Consider the following 21,988-nt stretch of genomic DNA (forward strand, 5'->3'; position numbering starts at 1 on the left):
GCGCTCCGGAACGGCCGCTCACCGCCAGCGTGCCATCCACAGGCGGGACTCACGGCAACGGGCGCGCGGCGCCGGAGCGCGGCGCGGCCGACCGGTCCGGGCCGCCCGCGGCCGGCGGGTTCCCGGGCCCGGCACCCGCTGGGTCCTACGGTGCGCTCCTGGTCGCCCACCGCTCCGGCCCCGCGGTCGAGGACCGGCTCTGGTGACCGCGCTCCACGAGGCCGTCCACCACCCGCCGCGCCTCCGCGAGGTCGCGGCCGGCGGCACGGGCCCGCACCGGCCCGGGCGGCGTGTCCACCTCGACCGCCGCGACACCGCGGCGCCGGGCGATCGGCCCGGCGGCCAGCCGTACCGTCTGCGTGCGGGCGTGCGGCACGATGTCGATGACGCTGCAGAACAGCCCGCTCCGGGTCACCACCACGCTGTCGTCCACCCCCAGCGCGTCGTTGCGCGACAGCCCGCGCCGGGCCGGATGCAGGGCCACCCGGGCGGCGTCCGTCCCCGGGAAGAGCTCGTCCACCAGCGCGAACGCGAGCCGGCGCGGCACCACCGGCAGCAGGGTGGAGGAGTCCATCTGGCGCTCCCCAACGTATCCCGCCACGTTGGCCTCCACCCGGACCACCCCGAGCGAGCGCCACAGCAGCGGCTCGACGATCCGCACCGCCTGCACCCGGCCGGGCGGCACCGTCTGCATACGGGCCTGGAAGACCCCGTAGCGCAGCCGGAGGCCGTCCGGCGAGAGGGAGGCGTAGAAGTCGGTGTAGCGCAGCAGCGGCCCGAGGAAGCCGCGCATCAGGCCGAGGAGCAGCGGAACCATACCGCCGAGCACGCCGGCCTCGACGAAGGCGAAGCCGGCCACTGTCAGCAGCAGGAACAGCACGAAGGCCGCCAGCACCGGGATCCGGAACGCCAGCGCCCCCAGCAGCAGGCCGAACCTGAGCCGGTAGAACGGCCACTCCGGGGCCTCGGGCGTCCGGCCGGACAGCCCCGCCGCGTGCGCGAGCAGGCTGGCCCGCAGCCGGTCGGCGGAGCGCCGGCCGAGGTAGCGCAGCCGGATCTCGCTCTGGTCGCCCCCGGCCAGTTCGACGCGCAGCTCCGCGAGCCCCAGCACCTGTATCAGCAGCGGGCGCACCACGTCCACCGCCTGCAGCCGGCTCAGCGGGATCTCCCGGGACTGCCGGCGGACCAGGCCGGTGTGCACGACGAGGTGGTCGCCGTGCAGTCCGAAGGTGGTGTTCCACCATGACAGCAGGGCGTAGGCGCCGGCGGCGAACCCGACCGACAGCGTGAGGAATAGGACCCACAGCCCGCCGAAGTTCAGCAGCACCACACCCGGCATCGCCAGGAAGACCAGCGCCACGACCGCCGCCTGCAGCGGGACGGTCAGCCAGTGCGGCCGGTGCAGCCCCGTGGTGACGTCGGGCTCGGGCCGGACCGGCCGTGCCGCGCGCGCGGCCGTCGCGCCCGGCGGCCAGCCGGGAGCGTGCGGCCCCGCCGCGGCGGGCGGCAGGAACCGCACGCTGCCGGGCTGCGTGTGGTGCGCGCCAGGGTGCGGCGGGTGGCCGAACGCCCCCGTGGCCGCCGGCCCCGGATACGTCGGCTGCCCGTGGCCGGGGACCGCGGGTCCGTACGGCGGCCGACCGTGGCCGGGCGCCGGAGGTCCGTAGGAGCCGCGGACAGGCGCCGCGGGGGCGTGCGGCGGATGCGCGGCGGGAGCCGGCGCCGGCGGGGCCGGCGGAGCGGACGGCGGCTGCGGGCCCGCGGGGTCCGCGCCGGACGCGGGCCCGGTCCCGGGCGCTGCCGGGCCCGCGGGCCCGGCAGCGCCCGGGACCTCGGCGGGGAAGGCCCCGGAGGCCTCCGGGGCTGCCTGCGGTCGGCCGGGTGCGGCGCCGGAGGGCTCCTGGGCCTCGGGCGGCGTGCGGTAGACCGGCATCGCCGGGGGGCGGGAGGCCCGCCGGCCGGGATCGGGAGCTGCGTACGCGCCGGTGGCCTGCGGCGCACCTCCGGACGGCGGGGCCGGCGGGCGCGCCCACGGACCCGCGGTCCGGGCCGGGTCGGCCGGCACACCGCCGGGCGGCATGGCCCCTCGGCGGCCGGGAGGCGCCCCGGCCGCCGTCCCCGGCCGCATGGACGGGTGGCCGGCCGTCATCTCCGGCCCGCCGGGCGGGGCGGGCGGCAGCGGCGGCTCGGCGGCCACGGGGTGCGCCGATGGCGGCGGCGCGTGCGGCGGCCGCGCCGCGTCGGCGGGCGCGAAACGCGGCCTGGAGCGGTCGGCCGGCGCCTCCTCGGTCCCCTCCGCGCGCCGCGCCTGCTGGTGGGCGGCCGGGTCCTCGTCGGGGTCGAGGTAGGGCCACAGCGGCGTCACCGGCCAGGGCGTGCCGGCCCGCGGACGGCGGGCGCCGCCCCCGGCGGCCCCGGATGCCGGTCCGGCCGCGTGGTCGGTGCGTCCTTCCGCCACCGGCGTCCCCGGATCGCCGCCGGGCGGATGCCCCGCGCCGTCCCCGTGGGCGGCGGGCGTCTCCAACGTCCAGGCGGCCCCGCGCCCGCGCGGTCCGGCGCCGGCCGCGTACCGCGGCTCCGCCACCGGAGGCCGGGCCGCGTCCCCACCGCCGTCGGCGTCCCGCCCCCGCCACGGGATCCCCGGCTCGGGCGGCGCGAACACGGGCCGCCGCCCGTCGGCGCGTTCGCTCGGAGCGGCCCCCTCGGCGGCTCCCCCGGCCTCGTCGCCGGCAAGGCCGCCCGGGCGTTCCTGCGAGCGCCCGTGCGCCTCCGGTTCCGTGTCCCCTCCGGACGGCGGCGCACCCTCACCGGACCGCCCCCGGGGCGTCCCGGCCGAGCCACCCGGGTCGCCGGTCCCGGCCACCGAGGCGGCCGACCAGCCCTCCTCACGGGGACCGTCCGCCGCCGCACGCCCCGACTGGCCGCGTACCACCGTCGCTTCCTCGGCAGGCTCCTCCCCGCCGAGGCCCCTCTCCGAAGGCACCTCGCCAGGCGGCGGCACGGACCCGTCGTCGGCCTTCGCCCCGCGGCGACCGCTGTCCAGCTCGGCAGCACCGGGACCGTCCTCATCCACACGCGGCACCGCGCCCGGCGGCCGACCGCCTGCCGCCGCAGCCGCCTGCTCCGCGTCCGCCGCATCCTCCCGCGCCACCGCGGCACCAGACGCGCCGTCAGCCTCCGCCCCGCGGCCACCGCTGTCCAGCGCGGCAGCACCGGGACCGTCCTCATCCACACGCGGCACCGCGCCCGACGGCTGACCGCCTGCCGCCGCAGCCGCCTGCTCCGCGTCCGCCGCAGCCCCAGACGCGCTGTCGGGCTCCACCCGGCCGCGGCCGCTCTTCGGTGCGGCAGCACCGGGACCGTCCGCCGCCGCACGCCCCGACTGCCTGTGTACCGCCGCCCTGCCCCCGGCCGCCGCGGCAGGGCCCGTTTCCCGGTCCACGGCCTGCGGCCCCTCGGCCGCCGACGGCCGCACCGCGGGCTCCTCCGCTCCGAGGCCGCCCTCCGAAGGCACCCCGCCACGCGGCGGCACGGACCCGCCCTCGGCCTCCGCCCCGCGGCCACCGCTGTCCAGCGCGGCAGCACCGGGACCGTCCTCGTCCAGACCGTCCGCAGCCGCGGTCCTCCGCTCCGCCTCCGCCGCATCCTCCCGCGCCACCGCGGCACCGGAGCCGCCCGGGTCCCCGGGCGGCTCCGGCACGGACTCCCCGTCCGGCGGCGCGGGTGCCCGCTCGCCACCGGCTTCGGCGGCGCCCGTCTCCGGAACGGCCCCGGGCCGTGCCTCCCCGGCGCCGTGGGGCGCCGCAGCCTGCCTACCTTGCGTCGGCGCGGACGCCTCGCCGCCGGCCACCGGGCGTCCGCCTTCGGGGAGCACCGGCGGCCCGGCTACGGGCTCGCGCCCCGGGCGGCGGGAGGAGTCCGCGGCCGCCCGGTCGTTCTCGCCCGCCTCCCCGGCCGGGGACGCGCCGAGCCGCAGGTCGCCGTCGGCGCTGCCGGCCGCGTCCTCCCGGGACGGGCGGCGCGCGGTCGGCGGCGGCTCGGCGGACCCAGCCGCCGGGCGTCCGCCCCGGTCCGGGGCGCCTGTGTCTGCGGTCCCGCCCGTTTCCCCCTCTTCAGCCGCGTCCCGGTCCGCGCTCCAGACAACGCCGGACGGCACGTCCGCGGCGGACGGGTCCGCCGCTGCCCATTCCGCCCCGGTTCGCGCCGCCGGACCCGTGTCCGCCCGCTCGTGCGGGGCCTCGGCCGCCGGGGCGGCTTCCACGGGCGTGCCACCGGGGCGGCCGCTGCTCTCCGGGCCCCGGGGGGCGGCGGGTCCGCCGGACTCGCTCAGCCCCGGCGCCGGCGTGCCGCCCGGGTCGGGACCGAGGGCGCCACCGTCCCGGTTCCCGGCGTCCGGAGCGTGCCCGGCCGGCGGGACTTCGGACCCGCCGGCGGGGCACGAGGTCTCCGGCCGCTCGGTCTCCTCCGGGTCCTCCGGCGTCGCGCCGGGGGCCGCGGGTTCCGCAGCCGGCGGCGGAGTACCGTGCGGCTCCGCCGGGGCGGCCGGGCCGCCGGTGTCGGCCTGCGGCGTCGCGCCGGAGTCCCCCGACTCCGGGTCGCCGCCGGCCGCCGCGGCTCCGGACGGCTCCGCTCGGGGTCCGTCGCCCTCCGCCCCGGGGCCGGCGGCGGCCGTGCGCAGCTCGGCGAAGCTCCAGCCCGCGATCGGCGGCGGCGCGACCTCCTCGGCCCGGTACGGGTCGGTCGGCGCGGTGACCTCGCGCAGCAGCGAGACCCCATGGGACCGCGCAGCCGTGTCCGGGGCGTCGAAGATCCAGTCGTCCTCGTCCGGGCCCTCGGTCGGCGTCCGGCCGCCTGCGGCAAGCCCTTCGGCGGCGGGCCGCTCGGCGGCGGACCGGGCGGCGGTGCCCCCGCCGTCCGGGCTGCCGGGCGCCTCGGTGCCGGGGTGGTCAGCGCGGTGGGCGGCGCGGTCGGCGTCCTTGTCACCGGGCTCGGCTGCTGCCTTCCCGGTCGCGTCCGGCCGCCCCTCCGCGGCGGGCTCGGCGTCGGCCCGTGCCGCGCGGCGGCGCCAGCCGAACCAGCCGCCGCTGCCCGACGGCGACCGCTGGCCGGGCGCGGTGTCCTCCGCGGCCCGCCGCGCGGGCCGGCCGGCCGGCGGCGCCGGACGCGCGGGGTCCCACGGTGTTCCCGGGGTGGATGGGCTCTCGTTCGGTTCGCTCACGCGTCACAGTCCCGTGGAGAACGTCTCGCTGCGGGCCGCCAGGCGGTCGCGCAGCCGGGTGGCCTCGTCGAGGGGCAGACCGGGGATCCGCGCGTCGGCGGTGGTCGCCGCCGTCCGCAGCCGGACGGTCGCGATCCCCAGCGCCTGCTCCAGCAGGTTGGCGGTGACGTCCACCAGCTGCATGCGCCCGTAGGGGACGACCACCAGCTGCCGGATGACGACCCCGCAGGTGAGGTAGAAATCGGTGCGTCCTTCGGCGTATCCCCAGGAACCGCGCGCACGCGGCGCCAGGAGCCATCCCGCGACCCCGGCGGCCACCAGCGGGACGACCGCGGCCACGGCCCAGAGCACCCCGGACCAGATGCCGACGAAGGCGCCCGCGACGACCGCAGTCGGCAGCAGCGCCCCGGTGATGACCAGCCGGTTGTACAGGGTCAGGGCCGGCGACACCCGCTGCCATGAGCTGCCCGGCGGCGCGGCGAAGGCCGCCTCCACCGCAGAGGCGGGCGGCTCCGGGGGGACCGGATCGGTCCCCGTCCCGGCCCCGTTCTCAGGCCCGTGGTCCTGGTGCGACTCGTTCGAGGTGGCAAACTCCACGATTCCAGTCAATCATCCCGAAGGCGCTCCGGAGCGCGGAGCGACACGGCGGGCCGTCGCGTCGCCGGCCCGGCGGCCGTCCGGATTCCGGACGGCGACGCTCCGCACCCCCGCGCGGCCTGGCCGGACACCGGCCCCCGGCGCCGCGCGCGGGCCGCCGGCGGATGCCGGGTCCGGTCACTCCGGCGCGTGCCGGTCGCGGTCCTTGTCCGTGGGGACGCGGCAGGCGTTCTCCAGCAGCAGCGCGGCGGCCAGGAGCAGGACCGCGGCGAGTCCCGTCCCCGCCGCCGTGGCGGCGTCGGCGCGGGGTGCCGCCATGCTCAGGCGGTCGACGAGGGCCAGCGCCATGCCGCCGAACAGGCCGATCACCAGTGATCCGAAGACCGCGCTCGCCTTGGCGAGGGCGACCAGCCGGGCCACGCTGATGGGTTCGACGGGTTCGGTGCCCGGCACCCGCCGGATCCGCCGCCGGATGTGGACCGCCGTGACGATCTCGCCGATTCCGAGCAGCGACAGGGTGGGGATGGCCGTCCACGGCAGCACGGGAAGCGCGCCGTAGAACTGGCGCACCACGAGGAAGCCGACCATGCCGCTGACCACGATGAGGCCCAGCGGCAGCCGCCACCCGGTGGGGTGCAGCCGGCCCTGGGGGTCGTCCTGGTGTTCCTGGCCCATCTAGTCAGGCACCTGCAGCACGAGGTCGTCCCGGCGGCGCACTTCCTGGCCGCGCACCGCCCGCAGCAGTTCCAGCACCGGTCCGCGCCCGGTGAGGCGCGCCTCGGGGTCGACGTCGGCCCAGGGGCGCAGCACGAAGGCGCGCTCGTGCGCGCGGGGGTGGGGCAGGGTGAGCGTGGGGTCGTCGCTGGTCTCGTCACCGTAGGTGATGATGTCCACGTCGAGCGTCCTCGGCCCCCAGTGGATGTCCCGGACTCGGTCGAAGGCCTCTTCGACGCTCTGCGCGCGCTCCAGGAGGGTCCGCGGACCGAGGAGGGTGTCGGCCAGCACGATGGCGTTGAGGTAGGCGCCCTGCTCCGGGCCGCCCACCGGGGCGGTCTCGTACACCGGGGACGCGGCGACGAAGCGCAGGCCGCGGGCGTCGAAGAGGACGTCGAGCGCGCCCTGGAGGTTGTCCATTCGCTGACCGAGGTTGCTGCCGAGCGAGAGGACGACCCTGCGGGCGTCATCCCAGCTGTTCATGTCGTCTCCGTTGGATCGTGACGGTCACGTCGTCGAACGGGTGCGGGATGGGGGCCTGGGGTTTGTGCACGGTCACCTCCACCTCCGCCACCCGCGGCTCGGCCAGGCAAACCGCCGCCAACCGCTCGGCCAGCGTCTCGATGAGGTTCAGCGGCTCCCCGCGGACCACGTCCACCAGGCGGTCGCTGATCTCCCCGTAGTGCACGGTCTGCGTGAGGTCGTCGGTACGGGCGGCCGCGCGGGTGTCCACGGCCAGGACAACGTCGATCACGAAATCCTGCCCATCGCGGCGTTCATGGTCAAATACCCCATGATGCCCACGGGCACGCAGGCCGCGCACGGCGATCCGGTCCAGCGGCCGCGGCGGTCGGGCCGCGGCGTCCTCCTGCGGTGTTCCTGCCGGCCTCGGCGGGTGCTCCGGCACCTCAGTCCTCGCTCCCGTCCTCGTCCAGCATGACCGGCGACGCGTGGTGCGACCACAGCCGCCAGCCGCCCTCCGTGCGGACGAACAGGTTGGTGGTGACCACCTGCCCCCCGGCCACGAACCCCGGGCTGTCGTCCTCGGCCGTCAGCACGTTCTCCTCGCAGGTGACCATGGCGACGTCCCCGCTCACGCCGATGTGGGTCTCGGTCAGCACGTACTGGATGTAGGGGACGTTGGCCATGACCAGCGACCACGCGCGCAGGATCTCCGCCCGCCCGCGCAGCAGCGGCCAGCCCGGGTTCACGCACACGAGGTCGGGCGCCTGGTCCTCCTCGGCCCAGACCCGGCGCATCTGGTCGATGTCGCCGTTCTCGATCGCCTGGTAGAACTCCGCGTTGGCCTCGGCCACGCGCTCCATGATCTCGTGCCGCGACTTCACGGACGGCTCCGGCCGATCGGGTCGGCCCGGCCCTCGTCCAGCACGGCGCCGCCGCTGCGCCACGCGGCGGCGACCCGGACGGCGTCGGCGTTGGGCCGGACGTCGTGCACCCGTACGCACCACGCCCCGCGCTCGGCCGCCAGCGCCGTCAGCGCCACCGTGGCGTCGTCGCACCCGGTGAAGTCGCGCGGCGCCCCCTCGGCGTCGCTGAGCAGCCGGCCGAGGAAGCGCTTGCGGGAGCCCCCGACCAGGATCGGGCGGCCCAGGTCGTGGAACCGGTCGAGGTGGGCGAGCAGCGCCCAGTTGTGGCCGACGTCCGGGCGCTTGGCGAACCCGAGACCGGGGTCGAGCACGATCCGGTTCGGGTCGGCGCCCTCGTCGACCATCGCGGCCATGCGGCGCCGCAGCTCGTCGTGGACCTCTTGGACGACATCGGTGTACTCCGCGCGTCTTTGCATGTCATGACTATGCCCACGCCAGTGCATCAACACGTAGGCGACACCGCTCTTGGCCACCAGCCGCGCCATGGCGGGGTCGGCCAGGCCGCCGCTGACGTCGTTGACCAGGCGGGCCCCGGCCTCGACCGCGTAGTCGGCCACCTCGGCCCGCATCGTGTCGACACTCACCGCCACGCCCTGGCGGGCGAGCTCACGCACCACCGGCCCCACCCGGCGCAGTTCCTCGTCCAGGGACACACGCTGCGCGCCGGGCCGGGTGGACTCACCGCCGACATCGACGATGTCGGCTCCCTCGTCGGCCATGCGCAGCCCGTGCTCGATCGCACGCGCGGGGTCGAACCAACGGCCACCGTCGGAGAACGAGTCCGGGGTGACGTTGACGACCCCCATCACCAGGCACCGCCCGGGATCGGGCAGTCCGGGAAGCTTCATCATCGACGCCATATTCGCCACCCTATGGTTTCCCGCGTCCGAGCAGCACCCCCTGGCCGGGCCGGACCACCGCGCCGGCGTCCCGGAACGCGGCGGCGCCCGGCCTCCGCGTCGGAGGCCGGGCGCCGAAGTCCGCTCACCGCGGCGGTCGCGCCGCTCTCACCGCCCCAGGATGAGGCTCATCGCCTCCGCCCGGGTGCGGTCGCGGTTGCGGAAGTCACCGCGGACCGCCGAGGTCACGGTCTTCGCGCCGGGCTTGCGCACGCCGCGCATCGTCATGCACAGGTGCTCCGCCTCGATCACGACGATGACGCCGCGCGGCTCCAGCAGGTCCATCACGGCGTCGGCCACCTGGGTGGTCAGCCGCTCCTGGACCTGCGGCCGGCGGGCGAAGACGTCGACCAGCCGGGCCAGCTTGGACAGGCCGGTGATCCGCCCGTCGGAGTTGGGGATGTAGCCCACGTGCGCGACCCCGTAGAAGGGGACGAGGTGGTGCTCGCAGGTGGAGTAGAGCTCGATGTCCTTGACCAGCACGATCTCGTCGTGGCCGGCGTCGAACACCGTGGTCAGGACGTCCTCGGGCCGCTGGTTGAGCCCGGCGAACTGCTCGGCGTAGGCGCGGGCGACCCGGGCCGGGGTGTCCCGGAGCCCGTCGCGGTCGGGGTCCTCGCCGATGGCGATCAGGATCTCCCGCACGGCCTTCTCGATCCGGAGGTGATCGACGGTCCCGGCGGCGGGCTCCGCCCCCGGGAACCCGCCGGTCACCTCGGTGTACTCGGTCAACCTCTGTCCTCGGGTTCGGGACCGTCCCCGGAGGCGTCGGTGCCTCCGGTCCGGCCCGGGGCCTCGCCCTCGGTGCGGTCCTCCGCCGATTCCGGCCGCCATGACGAGCGTCCGTTGCCGCCCGCCAGCTCCTCGACGTCCTGCGGGCCGAGGAGCGCCAGCTCCTTCGGCGTCTGGACCGGGGGCTTGGAGGACGGCTGGCGCTTCCCGTAGCCCTTGTAGGAGCCGCGGGACGGCCGCTTCTCGATGGGCTCGAAGATCTCCAGGACCTCCTCCTTGGTGAGGGTCTCCTTGTCCAGGAGCCCCAGCACCAGGTTGTCGAGCACCTCGCGGTACTCCACCAGGACCTCCCACGCCTCGTCGTGGGCGGACTCGATGAGGCGGCGGACCTCCTCGTCGATGATGGAGGCGATCTCCTCGGAGTAGTCGCGGCTGTGCGACATCTCGCGGCCCAGGAACGGCTCGGTGTTGCCGTCGCCGAACTTGCGGGCGCCCAGCCGCTCGCTCATGCCGTACTCGGTGACCATGTTGCGGGCCAGGGAGGTGGCCTTCTCGATGTCGTTGGCGGCGCCCGTGGTGGGCTCGTGGAACACGAGCTCCTCGGCGGCGCGGCCGCCCAGCATCATCGCCAGCTGGTCCATCATCTCCGAGCGCGTGGAGAGGAACTTGTCCTCCATCGGCAGGGTCATGGTGTAACCCAGGGCCCGGCCGCGCGGCAGGATCGTCACCTTGTGGACGGGGTCGGCGTTGGGAAGCGCGTGCGCCACCAGCGCGTGCCCGCCCTCGTGGTAGGCGATCATCTTCTTCTCGGCGTCGGACATGACCCGGGTCTTGCGCTCGGGGCCGGCCATGACGCGGTCGATGGCCTCCTCCAGCGTGAGCATGTCGATCTGGTTGCCCCCCGCGCGGGCGGTGAGCAGCGCGGCCTCGTTGATGACGTTGGCGAGGTCGGCGCCGGTGAAGCCGGGCGTCCGCCGGGCGATGACGTCCATGTCGACCCCGGGGTCGATGGGCTTGCCCTTGGCGTGCACGCGCAGGATGCCCTTGCGGCCCTCCAGGTCCGGGCGGTCCACGACGATCTGGCGGTCGAAGCGGCCCGGGCGCAGCAGCGCCGGGTCGAGGATGTCCGGCCGGTTGGTCGCGGCGATGAGGATGACGCCGCCCTTGACGTCGAAGCCGTCCATCTCGACGAGCATCTGGTTGAGCGTCTGCTCGCGCTCGTCGTGGCCGCCGCCGAGCCCCGCGCCGCGGTGCCGGCCCACGGCGTCGATCTCGTCGATGAAGATGATGGCGGGGGCGTTGGCCTTCGCCTGCTCGAACAGGTCGCGCACCCGGGAGGCGCCGACGCCGACGAACATCTCCACGAAGTCGGATCCGGAGATGGAGTAGAACGGCACGCCGGCCTCGCCCGCGACGGCGCGCGCCAGCAGCGTCTTGCCGGTGCCGGGCGGGCCGTAGAGCAGCACGCCCTTGGGGATCTTCGCCCCCATCGACTGGAACTTGGCCGGGTTCTGCAGGAACTCCTTGATCTCCTGCAGCTCCTCGATGGCCTCATCGGCGCCCGCGACGTCGGCGAACGTGCTCTTCGGGGTGTCCTTGGTGATGAGCTTCGCCTTGGACTTGCCGAAGTTCATCACCCGCGAGCCGCCGCCCTGCATCTGGTTCATGATGAACAGGAAGATGCCGATGATGATGATGAGCGGCAGGAAGCTGAACAGCAGCGACACGAGCACGCTGTCCTGGGGAACCTCGACGTCGTAGGCTTCGAGGTGGCCGTCCTGCTGCTTCTCCTGGAGCTGCTGGGCGAGCTCGTACCCCTGACCGTCGACCCAGTAGGCTTCGTAGCTGTCACCCTGCGTCGTGGTCAGCTCGATGCGCTGCTCTTTGTCGATGATCCGGGCATCGCGCACCTGGTCCTGCTGGATCAGGGCGAAGACGCGCGAGGTGTCGACCTTCTGATGGCCGTCACCGGAGCCCCAGCCCGTGAATTGGGTAACAACAATGATCATGAGGGCGATGGCCAGAAGCCAGAGCCATGGCCCACGGTACAAACGCTTCAGATTCATCTATACGGAACCCCGCTGGGTCCGTCCCTCCTGACCAGGCGGCCTGCCCCGATAACCACAGACGGGCCGTACCCCGGACGGCGGGCGGGGCGCCGCGCGCGGGCGGCGCGCCGGCGATCGCCCTACCACCGGAGGGCCTCCTATGGCCGCCGGAAGCGGGACCTATCGGACATGTGCTCCCTACAATGATGCCGGGATAACCGACGGTACACCCCAGCCGTGGCCAACCGCATTCACCCGATGGGCCACCCGCTCCACGGTGCGTCCGTCATGACAGCAACGCTCGCGGATGGCCCCATTGTTCCCGTTCACGCGGACGGCCGTCCCCCGGGGCGGGGGCGGGCCGGCGGTCGCGGACGGCGGCGGCTCAGCGCTGGTACATGTGCGGCGCCAGCGTCCCGATGAAGGGCAGGTTGCGGTACTTCTCCGCGTAGTCCAGACCGTAGCCGACGATGAACTCGTTCGGCAGGTCGAATCCGACGTACTTGACGTCCAGCTCGATGTCGAGCGCGAGCGGCTTGCGGACCATGGTGCAGATCTCCACGGACTCCGGCCCGCGTGAGCGCAGGTTGCCGACCAGCCACGAGAGGGTCAGCCCGGAGTCGATGACGTCCTCGACGATGAGCACGTTGCGGCCGCTGATGTCGGCGTCCAGGTCCTTGAGGATGCGGACCACACCGGAGGACGTGGTGCCGGCGCCGTACGACGAGACCGCCATCCAGTCCATCTCGCAGGGGTGGTGCAGCCGCCGCGCCAGATCCGCCATGACCATGACCGCGCCCTTGAGGACGCCGACGAGCAGCAGGTCCCTACCGGCGTAGTCGGCGTCGATCTCGGCTGCCAGCTCTTCGAGCCGGGCCTTGATCCGCTCTTCGGTGACCAGGACCTTCTCCAGGCCGTCGGCCATGTCTTTCGCGTCCACGCTTACGTGTCCTCGCTGCTCAGCTAGGCGGTTGCCGGAACGTCCCCCAGGATAAGGGGATGAATCGCCCCCGGCGGGACGGCCGTGCGCCCGCCGGAAGTCAGCCGCCCAGGACCACGCGCGCCCCCATCCGGCGGCCCCGCCGGCCGCCCGGCAGGTCGACGTGCGTCTGGCCGCGCCAGTCGCTGACGAGGCGGTCGAGCTCGGCCACGTGGCCGGCGGTCAGCGCACCCGCCGGGCATCCGGCGGCGAGCGCGGCCCGGCGCAGCACCCGGGTGCGCACGGCGCGCGGCAGGGCGGCGAGCACCGCGACGTCGAGTTCCCCGGGGGCGAGCCCGGCCTGCGCCGCGGCCTGGTCCGCCCAGCCGTCCAGCGCGTCGGCGTCGTCGCGGAGCAGGCCGGCGGAGCGGGCGAGCGCCGCGGCGATCCCCGGGCCGAGCACGCGCTCCAGGACGGGCAGCGCGTCATGGCGGACCCGGGAGCGCGCGTAGGCGGGGTCGGTGTTGTGCGGGTCCTGCCAGGGGCTCAGCCCCATCTCGGCCGCCGCCGCGTGCACGGTGGCCCGGTCGAGGTCGAGCAGCGGGCGCAGGTAGCGTCCGGCGCGCGGAGCCATGCCGGCCAGCGAGCGGGCTCCCGATCCGCGGGCCAGGCGGAGCAGCACGGTCTCGGCCTGGTCGTCGCGGGTGTGCCCGAGCAGCACCGCGGCGGCGCCGCGTTCGTCGGCCACCCAGTCCAGCGCGGCGTAGCGGGCGGCCCGGGCGGCGCCCTCGGGTCCGCCGGCCGTGCCCACCGCCACCGCGACGGAGTCGACCGGGTCCAGGGCGAGCCGGCGCAGCACACCGGCGACCTCGGCGGCCCGCTCGGCCGATCCCGGCTGGAGGCCGTGGTCCACGGTGACCGCGCCGGCGCGCAGGCCCAGGCGCGGCGCGACGAACGCGGCGGCCGCGGCGAGGGCGAGCGAGTCCGCCCCGCCGCTGCACGCGACGAGGACGAGGTCGCCGGCCGCGGTGCCCGCGAGCGCGCGGCGCACCGCCACCCGCACGGCGGCGACGGACGGTGCCGGACCGCTCATCGGCTCCCCCTGGCTGGTCGTGGTCCGCTCGGCCCCCAGAGGCGCCGCCGGGGCGGCGCCTCTGGGGCCAACCTACGCCGTCGCGGCGCCCGGGCGCCGGCGCGCGGCCCCGGACCGGGACGGCGCCGGCCGGTTCCGCCCGCCGGCCGCTTCGGGAAGGATGGCGCCATGACCACGATGGCGATCGCCGCGTTCGTCCGGGCGCGGCTGGACGAGGACGCGGACGTCGCACGGGCCGCGTCCCACTCGGTCAGCGACGCGTACCGGCCGGCGGCCTTCCCGGAGATGGAGCCGCGGCTGCCCGGCGAGCGCTGGCAGTGGGTCGCGCCGTCCGGGGCCCCGCTTCCGCTGGAGGACCCCGAGAGCTGGTCGCTGGGCCGGACCGGCCATCCGCCCGGCAGGGCCCCGCGGCGGGACTGGACCCGGTACCGGGGACGCGAGCAGTGGGTCCGCGCCAGGATCCCGGAGGAGGGTCCGCTCCACCTGCGCAGCCGCGAGGAGTACCCCCACCGCGCGGACTCGGGGTGGTCGCCGCACTGGATCCTGGCCGCCGGCCCGGTGACGTTCGGCGCGGCCGCGCACATCGCCCGGCGCGCGCCGGGCCGCGCGCTCGCGGAGGTCGAGAGCGGCCGCCGGATGCTGGACCACGCGGTGGACCTGCTGCGCGAGAGTGAGGACTCCTCGCTGCGGGCCGACCCGGTCATGTCGGTGATCGCCGAGAGGGGCGCGCAGTGGGCGGACCGCGTGGTGCGCTGCCTCGCGGCGCCCTATGCCGACCACCCCGACTACCGCGAGGAGTGGCGTCCCTGACGCCCGACCGGGGCACCGCGCTGCGCGGGCCGGCCCGTCACTCGGCGGGCGGCGCCTGCGGCGGCACGTCGTCGGAGTCGGCCCTCGGGAGTTCGGGGGCGCGCACCACCCGGTCGATCCACTCCTGCGGGTTGCGGACCTCCTGCATGGTGGGCAGCGTCTCGCGCGACTCCCATACCCGGTTGAAGTCGGCCATGCCGACCTGGTCCACCACGGTGCGGACGAACGCCGCGCCCTCCTCGTACTGCTTCATCTTCAGGTCGAGGCCGAGCAGCTGGCGGATGATCCTGTCGACCCGGTTGCCGCCCTCGCGGCGCCGCTGGAACTTGCGGCGGATCTCGGCGACCGAGGGCACCACCTCGGGGCCGACCGCGTCCATCACGTAGTCGCCGTGCCCCTCGGCCAGCGTCATGACCGCCGTGATGCGGTCCAGGATCTCGCTCTGCACCGGGGTCTGGAAGGCGTCGATCAGGTTGGCCTCACCGCCGCGGACCGCCTCGGCGACCGCCTCCCCGGCCGCGCGCAGCCGGTCGAGGAAGACCGTGGCGTCGACGTCGGAGGCGAGCAGGAACTCCCGCATCTGCTCCTGCACGTAGTCGCGCAGCCAGGGCGTGGAGGTGAACTGGGTGCGGTGCGTCTCCTCGTGCAGGCACACCCACATCCGGAAGTCCCGGGTGTCGACGTTCAGCTCGCGCTCGGCGTGCACGATGTTGGGCGCCACCAGGGTCAGCCGGCCGGTGGGCCCGCGGCCGTCCGGGTCGGGCGGCAGGAACAGCTCGTACTGGCCGAGGACCCGTCCGGCGAGGTAGGCGAGGATGGCGCCGAGCTGGACGCCGGTGATCCGCGACCCCACGGCGGTCGTGATGGACCCGGCGGTGGTACCGCTCAGCCGGCCGGAGCCCAGGCGGTCCAGCAGCGGCTCCAGCACCACGCGGAAGCCGTCGACGTTGGCCTTGATCCACCCGGGGCGGTCGACGATGACCGCGGGGCCGGCCGGCTCCAGGCTGTGCATGCCGGTGAAGTCGCGGACATGGCTCTGCGCGGTGACGGAGAGCTCACGCAGCTGCGCCACGGCCTTCCGGGCTTCGGCCAGGTCCACCTGCGGACCGGGCCGCACGAGGCGGACACCGGTGTTGACGGCTACGTCCCAGTCGATCAGACTCACGAATTCACCGTACCCGCTGGGCGCCGGCCACACCGGTTTCGGCCGGGAATTCGGGGTTTCCCCAGGGTTCCCCCGAGGGACGCCGGGTGGCTTCAGGAGCAGCCGCACTCCACCAGCGCGCTGGCGAAGGTGTCCAGGATCCGCCCCTCGGCGGCCGGGTTGTTGGCCATGAACGCGAACACCAGCAGCCGGCCGTCGGCGTCGTAGGCCGTCCCGGCGAGCGTGCTGACCCCGTTCAGGGTCCCGGTCTTGGCCCGGATCAGGCCGGCGCCCGCGGCGGACGCCTCGTAGGCGGTGTAGCGGTCGGTGAGCGTGCCGGTGAAGTGCGCCGTGGGCAGGCCGCTCACCACGTAGTGCAGGTCGGGGTTCGCGTCGTCGGCGGCGAGCAGCAGCAGGTCCACGAGCGCCTTCGGGGTGATCCGGTTGTTCACCGAGAGCCCGCTGCCGTCCTCGACGTGCACGTCGGGCACACCCAGGTCCGAGATGACGCTCATGACGGCCGCCGCGCCGCCCGCGAAGGACATCTCCCCGCCCTCGGCCCGGGCCACCTGGTGGGCGAGGGCCTCGGCGATGTTGTTGTCGCTCTCCAGCATCATCTTCTCGACCAGCGCGGAGACGGGCGCCGACTCGACGGTGGCGATCGGCGCGGCGTCCGCGGCCGCGGTGGCCGGCGCGGGCGCACCCTCCACCGTGATCCCGGCGGCCTCCAGCTGCCGCGCGAACGCCTCGGCCGCCGCACGCGGCGGGTCGCCCACGCGCTCGCTGTAGTTCTCCTCGCGGTACACCCGGCCGCCGTCCAGCATCAGCGCGTGCACCGTGGCGACGCTGCCCTCGTCCACGTAGCCCGGCTTCCAGCCGGGCGCCATGTCCGGCCCGCTGTAGCGGGAGTCGTCGTAGCCCAGGCGCACCGAACCGATCCCGGCGGCGAGCAGCTCGCCGGCGGTGGACTCGGCCAGTTCCTCCAGGGTGGCCAGCCGCGGGTACTCACCGGAGCGCACGACCTCGGTGAGGGTGGGGTCGCCGCCGCCGACCAGGATGACCTGGCCGGGTTCGGCGCCCTGGACGACGTCGGTCGGGATCCGCGCGTCGGGGCCGACCGCCTGCAGCGCGGCCACGGCGGTGACCACCTTGGTGGTGGAGGCGGGTACGGCCGTCTCCCCTTCGTCCCGGGCGAACAGCGGATCCCCGGTCTCAGCGTCGACGACGAAGGCGGAGAGCCCGTCGTCGATCCCCGAGTTCGACATGCGATCATCGAGCTTGTCCGCGAGCAGATCCGGATTGACCGGCTTTGCGGTCGTCCCCGCCGGTGCCGGAGCCTCCTGGGCGAGGGCGACCGGGTGGGCGACGGTCTCCGGAGGGCGGGACGCGATCACATCCCAGGCGACCACGCCGGCCACGAGCACGAATATGTTGAGCGAGGCCAAGGTGAGGAGAGCCCAGACTCGATCGTGCCGCACCCCCGGTACCTGCCTTCCTCTGGCATCGCGAAATCCTGAAATCGTCGTAGCGACACTAGTCGTAAGGGAAGCCGAGAAACAGCATGGAATTTGACGTTACGGTCGAGATCCCCAAGGGGGAGCGGAACAAGTACGAGATGGACCACGAGACCGGCCGGATCCGGCTGGACCGGATGCTGTTCACCTCGACGAGCTACCCCGCCGACTACGGGTTCATCGAAGGAACGCTCGGCGACGACGGCGACCCGCTGGACGCGCTGGTGCTGCTCAAGCACTCTACGTTCCCCGGCTGCCTGATCCGCTGCCGCGCGATCGGCATGTTCCGGATGCGCGACGAGGCCGGCGGCGACGACAAGGTGCTGTGCGTCCCGTCGACCGACCCGCGCATGGAGCACCTGCGTGACATTCACCACGTGAACGAGTTCGAGCGCCTGGAGATCCAGCACTTCTTCACGGTGTACAAGGACCTGGAGCCCGGCAAGTCCGTCGAGGGCGCGACCTGGGTCGGCCGGCACGACGCCGAGCAGGAGATCAAGGCCTCGATCGAGCGCGCCCAGAAGCACGGTGCGCACGGCGACACGACGCACATCAAGATCGACTAGCCGGCGGCCCCGGACCGGTGTGGACGCCGTCGCCCGCCACGCCGGTCCCGCGAACCGCGGCGCTGCCTCGGCGGCGCCGTGATGGTGCGCGGTCGCGGAGATGACATCCGTCATGTCCCCCGGCGGGGAAATGTCACCGAGGATCCGGTGATCCGGCACGCCGGGGCGGTGACATCACGCTCTGCCCGGGGCACCGCGGTCGCCGCCACGCTGGGAGCATGACCTCCCCCGAGACCTCCGGCCTCCCGCCGACCGCTCCGCACACCGATCCGAGGCCGGGGCCGGGCCCGCGGTCGCGGCCGCCGCGCGCGCCGGGCCGGGTGTGGGGCGGCGCGCTCGCCCTCGGCGCGGTCGCCGGGGTGGCGGCCCAGCTCCTGCTGCCCGTGGGTGGACCCGGCCCCGCCGAGCTGTCGGGCGACCCGGAGCTCGCGGAGGCGGTGGCCGAGGCGCTGGGCGGCCGGGAGGCGCAGGTCCAGGGGCTGGCCGTGACCCTCGTCGAGGGCGACGAGACGTCCGCGGTCACCGCCGGCACCGCCGACGGCACCGCCCCGATCACCGCCGACACCCCGTTCGAGACGGGGTCGGTGTTCAAGGTCGTCACCGCCATGACGCTCGCCGACCTCGCCGAGGACGGCGAGGTGGAGCTGGACAGCACCCTCGGCGAGATCTTCACCGACGTCGACTTCGCCAGCCCGGACGTCGCCGGCGTCACCCTGGAGGAGCTGGCCAGCCACCACTCGGGCCTGGCGCGCATGCCGCTGGAGGGGATGTGGGCCGCCGCGGTCTCGGGCAGCCTCACCCTCAACGACGGCTACGCGTGGCAGCCGCCCCTGGAGGACTCGCTCGCGGCCGCCGTTCCGGTGACGCCCGGCCAGTGGGGGTACTCGAACTTCGGTTTCGCGGTGCTCGGCGAGGCGCTGGCCCGGGAGACCGGGGTCCCCTACCCCGAACTGGCACGCGAGCGGGTGCTGGACCCCCTCGGGATGACCGACACGGTCATCATCGGCGCCGGCGTCGACGGGCCGCCGGCCGGCGCCGCGCTGCCGCACTGGGAGGCGGGCGCCAGAGTCGAACCGTGGCACACCCTCTCCTACGCCCCCGCCGGCATCGGCACCTGGAGTACGTCGGCCGACCTCCTCCGGCTCGCGCGCGGAGTCATGGACGGCACCGCCCCGGGCATGTCCGCCGTGCGGCCGGCGTACGAGGGGCCCGTGCCCGAGACCCGGCTCGGCCTCGCCTGGATGACGACGGAGTTCGGCGACGGCGTCGAGCTCGTGCAGCACAGCGGCGGCACCTACGGGTCGTCCGCGTTCGTCGCCGTCCAGGACGACCGCGCGGTGGTCGCGCTGTCCAACAGCTTCCAGGTGGACGTCTCCCTCATCGGCGCGCGGCTCATGGGCGCCGAGAACGTCCCCACGGTCGCGGAGGGCGGGCTGGTCTCGTCGCCGGCGATGTCGCTGGCCCTCACGCTCCCGCTGACCCTGCTGCCGCCGCTGCTCGCGGTGGCGCTGATGGTGCGCCGCCGGACGCTGGTCGGGCAGCGGCCGCTCGACCGGCTGCGCGTCGTCTCCATGCCGCTGGGCGCGACCGCCGTGCTGCTCCTCGTGCTGCGTACGGGCAGCTGGGTGTACACCCCGACCGCGGTGTGGGCGCTGGCCCTGGGGCTCGTGGTCGCCGCGCTCGCGGTGGGGATCTGGTACTGGCCGCGCGTCCCGGCGGTGCGGGCCCGGGTGCGCTGGATCCGGGTGCCGTTCTTCGCGCTGTCCGCGATGTGCTCCACCGGTCTGGCCGCGCTGATGGTCTGGTCCTTCTCCGTGGCGTACTTCTGAGCGCCGGCTGACCCGGCGACCGCGCGGGCGCCGGGTCAGCCGCCCCGCGAGGTACCGGTTCCGGCGGTCCATCCGCTCAGCGCGGCCGGCGCGACCTCGAGGAACTCCATGAGGACGAGGAGCAGCAGGAGCAGCGCGCAGGCCGTCACCAGCAGGCCGGGCAGCAGGTAGGAGCTGGGGCGGTGCCGGGTGCGGGCCCGCGGGTCGGGGAAGCCGTACCGGTCGAACCGGTCGGCCCGGTCGGCCACGTGGGCCCGGTAGCCCGCCAGACCGGGCGAGCTGACGCAGCTGAGCACCCGCAGCCGCAGCGACGCGGGCGGCGGGTGCGCCGCGTCGGCGGCGTCGGCGGCGTCCTCGGCCGGCCGGCCGCCTGGTCCGCGCACGGCCTCGACGGTGCCGCGGTGCCGCTCGCACTCGGCGCTCGCGATCGCCAAGAGCCAGTCCCGCAGCCGGGTGGGATCGACGAGCTGGTCGGCGTGCGACCGCGCCACGATCAGCGTGTCCCGCACCGCCGCCTGCGCGGCGTCGCAGTCACGGAGCGTGAGCCAGCACCGCTGGTACAGCTCCGCCCCGTAGGCGTCGTAGAGCTGCGCGCAGGAGCTGGCGGCCGGCACGCGGCTGGAGCGGAGTGCTCTGACGAGATCCCGGTCCGTCATGATCACAAAATCTACGGTTCCTCCGGGCCGAGAGCCATCGCTTTACCCCAAAAATCCCCGTCAGCGTCCCGGCGTTCCCGCGCGGATCGCCAATACCGACCGAACGGAAAGCGCCTACCCGGCCACCACGGCACGGAGCTCCGCGACGCGCCGTGCGGCGGGATGCGGCCGACTGGAACCCGCGTTTCCTGACGTACCGCAACGGCGACCTGCACGTTCGCCGCCGACGCCGGCCGGCAACGCGGTCCGTGGGGCGCCCCTGGCGATGGACGCCGCGTTGGAGCCGCCGGGCAGCGCGTGGCGGCCGCCGTCCGTGCCGGCCCGGTGACCGCCGCCTGCCCCGCGGCCGTCGGCGGGGAGGCGGCCACGGCGACGGACGGTGGCCGCGGCGCTGGCCGCGCGGCCCCCGTCTGCGGACCGCGTACCGCCGCCTCACCCGCGGGCGGCCGACCGCTCCAGCGCCGCGGCGATCTCCGCCGCGTCCCCCGGCTCGACGACCGGCGGCCGGGTGGCGATGTAGCCGACCGCGCTCGCCACCCCCGCGATCACCGCGCCACCGGAGCGCATCACCGGCTCGGGCAGCCGGCCGGCCACCATCAGGACCGGGACCACCGCCTGCTCCGCCATCCCGGCGGAGCGGAGGGCCTCGGCGATCCGGGCGGCCCGGCGGACCAGCCGGTCGACCACCCGGTTCGCCGGAACGCCGCCGATCCGCCACTCGGCGTCGGCCAGGGTCAGCGGGTCCTGCCAGAACCGGGTCTCCAGCAGGTAGACACCACCGGGTCCGACGGCCACATGCCGGGTGGTCCCGTCGGGAAGCAGGTGGTAGCCGTGCCGCCGGAGCACACGCAGCCAGCGGCCGTGCCGGTGCGGCGATCGGCCGCGCGGGCCGGTGTGCAGGAGCAGGTAGCCGAGCCCCACGAGCGCGGTGACCAGGGCGCCCGCGCGCCAGTTCAGGAAGCCGGCCGCCATCACCCCGGCGGCCACGGCGATGGCCGCGCGCACGGCGACCCGCGTCCAGCGAGCGGCGACGGAGTCGGGCAGAGCGCCGGACCGCCCGGCCGGTCCGGGGCGGATCGACCCGCCATCCCCCACGTGGTCACCTCCAGCGCCCAGCCGGCGGCGGGTGGCGGCGCGCCATCCCGCGGCCCCCGGCGTCCAGGGCCCGCTCCGCAATCCCCCGCCCGGCCCGGTCGGCGGTCGGCCGCAACGGCCCGGGCCGGCCGCCGACTCCGCCACGGTACCGGCCGTGTTTCGGCGCCCTCCCGAGGCGCGCGCCCTCCGCCGGTCCCCATGCCATCACCGAAACCCCTGGTATCGCAATGTCTTTCCCCCGGAAATCGGGCGGTGCACATCGCGGGTTCCGGCCGGAGGGAACCGACACGCTGCGGGATCCCGGGCGCGTCGCCGGACCGCTCCGGCCGACGTGACCGAGCCGACACGCCGACCTCGGGGAACGGCTTGACATCGGATTCCCGGGTTGGTGTTCTTACGGGCATGCACCCGCGCACCCGCCTGGTCCAGCTCATGGCTCGCACGGCCTCCGTGGCCGCCCGCCGTGTGGCCGGCGTGTCGTGTTCGCCCGCTTCGTGTTGTCGCTGACCGAAGCCAGCGCCCCACCGGTCCGCCCGGTGCCGGGCCCACGCGCCGCGGTGTGCCCCGTTCCCGCGCCGGACGTCCGTCGTCCGTAGCCGCGACCGGCCCAGCATGCTCCGTCCCCCGTGACGGACGACGCCGGGCCCGGGCCGTCGTCGCACCGCGGCATCCGGTCGAGACCGCGTTCGTGGACGTGGGTGGACGCTGCCGTCCGTCCACGCGCTCCTCGAACCGGCCGATCCCGTCTTCCGCCGCGAACCCGTCG

Annotated in this window: 18 protein-coding genes; 3 read left to right on the plus strand and 15 right to left on the minus strand. The window is 75.4% G+C overall.

The window, feature by feature from the left end; all coding sequences use genetic code 11:
* Positions 1 to 145: 145 nt before the first annotated feature.
* The 11 genes from DEF28_RS06525 to tilS all read right to left on the minus strand — a co-directional run bounded on the left by DEF28_RS06525 (position 146) and on the right by tilS (position 13,608).
* Positions 146 to 1,519, minus strand: coding sequence for a PH domain-containing protein (locus tag DEF28_RS06525; RefSeq protein ID WP_114433264.1), 1,374 nt, complete (start codon positions 1,517 to 1,519; stop codon positions 146 to 148).
* Positions 1,520 to 5,221: 3,702 nt separating this feature from the next.
* Positions 5,222 to 5,713, minus strand: coding sequence for a PH domain-containing protein (locus DEF28_RS06530; RefSeq protein WP_114396341.1), 492 nt, complete (start codon positions 5,711 to 5,713; stop codon positions 5,222 to 5,224).
* A gap of 279 nt (positions 5,714 to 5,992) precedes the next feature.
* Complete coding sequence (locus DEF28_RS06535) at positions 5,993 to 6,490, minus strand: DUF3180 domain-containing protein (RefSeq protein WP_114396342.1); 498 nt, start codon at positions 6,488 to 6,490, stop codon at positions 5,993 to 5,995.
* On the minus strand, positions 6,491 to 7,012 hold the full coding sequence (gene folK, locus DEF28_RS06540) for a 2-amino-4-hydroxy-6-hydroxymethyldihydropteridine diphosphokinase (RefSeq protein ID WP_114396343.1): 522 nt from the start codon (positions 7,010 to 7,012) through the stop codon (positions 6,491 to 6,493).
* Positions 6,996 to 7,367: a dihydroneopterin aldolase gene (gene folB / locus DEF28_RS06545; RefSeq protein WP_114396361.1), complete on the minus strand. Its 372-nt coding sequence runs from the start codon at positions 7,365 to 7,367 to the stop codon at positions 6,996 to 6,998. The genes folK and folB overlap by 17 nt, the downstream gene beginning before the upstream one ends.
* Before the next feature lie 70 nt (positions 7,368 to 7,437).
* On the minus strand, positions 7,438 to 7,875 hold the full coding sequence (locus DEF28_RS06550; RefSeq protein WP_114396344.1) for a nuclear transport factor 2 family protein: 438 nt from the start codon (positions 7,873 to 7,875) through the stop codon (positions 7,438 to 7,440).
* The gene (folP, locus tag DEF28_RS06555) at positions 7,872 to 8,777 is read right to left on the minus strand and encodes a dihydropteroate synthase (protein WP_114396345.1); all 906 of its coding nucleotides are present in this window, start codon (positions 8,775 to 8,777) and stop codon (positions 7,872 to 7,874) included. Before folP ends, DEF28_RS06550 begins: the two co-directional genes overlap by 4 nt.
* A 147-nt stretch (positions 8,778 to 8,924) precedes the next feature.
* Positions 8,925 to 9,548: a GTP cyclohydrolase I FolE gene (folE, locus tag DEF28_RS06560; RefSeq protein WP_374058056.1), complete on the minus strand. Its 624-nt coding sequence runs from the start codon at positions 9,546 to 9,548 to the stop codon at positions 8,925 to 8,927.
* Positions 9,545 to 11,614 (minus strand): ATP-dependent zinc metalloprotease FtsH, encoded by a 2,070-nt coding sequence (ftsH, locus tag DEF28_RS06565; RefSeq protein WP_181874205.1) that lies wholly within the window; start codon positions 11,612 to 11,614, stop codon positions 9,545 to 9,547. Before ftsH ends, folE begins: the two co-directional genes overlap by 4 nt.
* 367 nt (positions 11,615 to 11,981) lie before the next feature.
* Positions 11,982 to 12,536 carry a hypoxanthine phosphoribosyltransferase gene (hpt, locus tag DEF28_RS06570; RefSeq protein WP_114396347.1) on the minus strand — a complete coding sequence of 185 codons (555 nt, stop codon included), beginning with the start codon at positions 12,534 to 12,536 and terminating at the stop codon, positions 11,982 to 11,984.
* 100 nt (positions 12,537 to 12,636) lie between these two features.
* On the minus strand, positions 12,637 to 13,608 hold the full coding sequence (gene tilS / locus DEF28_RS06575; RefSeq protein ID WP_114396348.1) for a tRNA lysidine(34) synthetase TilS: 972 nt from the start codon (positions 13,606 to 13,608) through the stop codon (positions 12,637 to 12,639).
* 168 nt (positions 13,609 to 13,776) lie between these two features.
* Here tilS and DEF28_RS06580 point away from each other — a divergent pair, with 168 nt between their 5' ends.
* Positions 13,777 to 14,418 carry a DUF6221 family protein gene (locus DEF28_RS06580; protein WP_114396349.1) on the plus strand — a complete coding sequence of 214 codons (642 nt, stop codon included), beginning with the start codon at positions 13,777 to 13,779 and terminating at the stop codon, positions 14,416 to 14,418.
* Positions 14,419 to 14,455: 37 nt separating this feature from the next.
* Here the strand turns inward: DEF28_RS06580 and DEF28_RS06585 are convergent, their stop codons facing one another.
* Both DEF28_RS06585 and dacB read right to left on the minus strand, forming a co-directional pair.
* Complete coding sequence (locus tag DEF28_RS06585) at positions 14,456 to 15,577, minus strand: zinc-dependent metalloprotease (protein WP_114396363.1); 1,122 nt, start codon at positions 15,575 to 15,577, stop codon at positions 14,456 to 14,458.
* A gap of 98 nt (positions 15,578 to 15,675) precedes the next feature.
* Positions 15,676 to 17,040 (minus strand): D-alanyl-D-alanine carboxypeptidase/D-alanyl-D-alanine endopeptidase, encoded by a 1,365-nt coding sequence (gene dacB, locus DEF28_RS06590; RefSeq protein ID WP_114396350.1) that lies wholly within the window; start codon positions 17,038 to 17,040, stop codon positions 15,676 to 15,678.
* Between the two features lie 83 nt (positions 17,041 to 17,123).
* Here dacB and DEF28_RS06595 point away from each other — a divergent pair, with 83 nt between their 5' ends.
* Together DEF28_RS06595 and DEF28_RS06600 are read left to right on the plus strand one after the other, a co-directional pair.
* Positions 17,124 to 17,642, plus strand: a complete 519-nt coding sequence (locus DEF28_RS06595) for an inorganic diphosphatase (RefSeq protein ID WP_114396351.1) — start codon at positions 17,124 to 17,126, stop codon at positions 17,640 to 17,642.
* Positions 17,643 to 17,860: 218 nt separating this feature from the next.
* Positions 17,861 to 19,471: a serine hydrolase domain-containing protein gene (locus DEF28_RS06600; protein ID WP_114396352.1), complete on the plus strand. Its 1,611-nt coding sequence runs from the start codon at positions 17,861 to 17,863 to the stop codon at positions 19,469 to 19,471.
* Between the two features lie 35 nt (positions 19,472 to 19,506).
* On the opposite strand, the gene DEF28_RS06605 is transcribed toward DEF28_RS06600, so the two are convergent.
* The gene (locus DEF28_RS06605) at positions 19,507 to 20,127 is read right to left on the minus strand and encodes an RNA polymerase sigma factor (RefSeq protein WP_181874206.1); all 621 of its coding nucleotides are present in this window, start codon (positions 20,125 to 20,127) and stop codon (positions 19,507 to 19,509) included.
* A 432-nt stretch (positions 20,128 to 20,559) separates the two neighbouring features.
* On the minus strand, positions 20,560 to 21,222 hold the full coding sequence (locus DEF28_RS06610; protein ID WP_114396353.1) for a hypothetical protein: 663 nt from the start codon (positions 21,220 to 21,222) through the stop codon (positions 20,560 to 20,562).
* Positions 21,223 to 21,988: the final 766 nt, after the last annotated feature.

Source organism: Marinitenerispora sediminis (genome assembly GCF_003336425.1).
Classification (GTDB): domain Bacteria; phylum Actinomycetota; class Actinomycetes; order Streptosporangiales; family Streptosporangiaceae; genus Marinitenerispora; species Marinitenerispora sediminis.

Bases quoted from the DNA above. Each gene is read 5' to 3' on its own strand.
- DEF28_RS06535 (WP_114396342.1), bottom strand. From the start codon at position 6,490: ATGGGCCAGGAACACCAGGACGACCCCCAGGGCCGGCTGCACCCCACC.
- folK (WP_114396343.1), bottom strand. From the start codon at position 7,012: ATGAACAGCTGGGATGACGCCCGCAGGGTCGTCCTCTCGCTCGGCAGC.
- folP (WP_114396345.1), bottom strand. From the start codon at position 8,777: ATGGCGTCGATGATGAAGCTTCCCGGACTGCCCGATCCCGGGCGGTGC.
- ftsH (WP_181874205.1), bottom strand. From the start codon at position 11,614: ATGAATCTGAAGCGTTTGTACCGTGGGCCATGGCTCTGGCTTCTGGCC.
- tilS (WP_114396348.1), bottom strand. From the start codon at position 13,608: ATGAGCGGTCCGGCACCGTCCGTCGCCGCCGTGCGGGTGGCGGTGCGC.
- DEF28_RS06580 (WP_114396349.1), top strand. From the start codon at position 13,777: ATGACCACGATGGCGATCGCCGCGTTCGTCCGGGCGCGGCTGGACGAG.
- DEF28_RS06595 (WP_114396351.1), top strand. From the start codon at position 17,124: ATGGAATTTGACGTTACGGTCGAGATCCCCAAGGGGGAGCGGAACAAG.
- DEF28_RS06600 (WP_114396352.1), top strand. From the start codon at position 17,861: ATGACCTCCCCCGAGACCTCCGGCCTCCCGCCGACCGCTCCGCACACC.
- DEF28_RS06605 (WP_181874206.1), bottom strand. From the start codon at position 20,127: ATGACGGACCGGGATCTCGTCAGAGCACTCCGCTCCAGCCGCGTGCCG.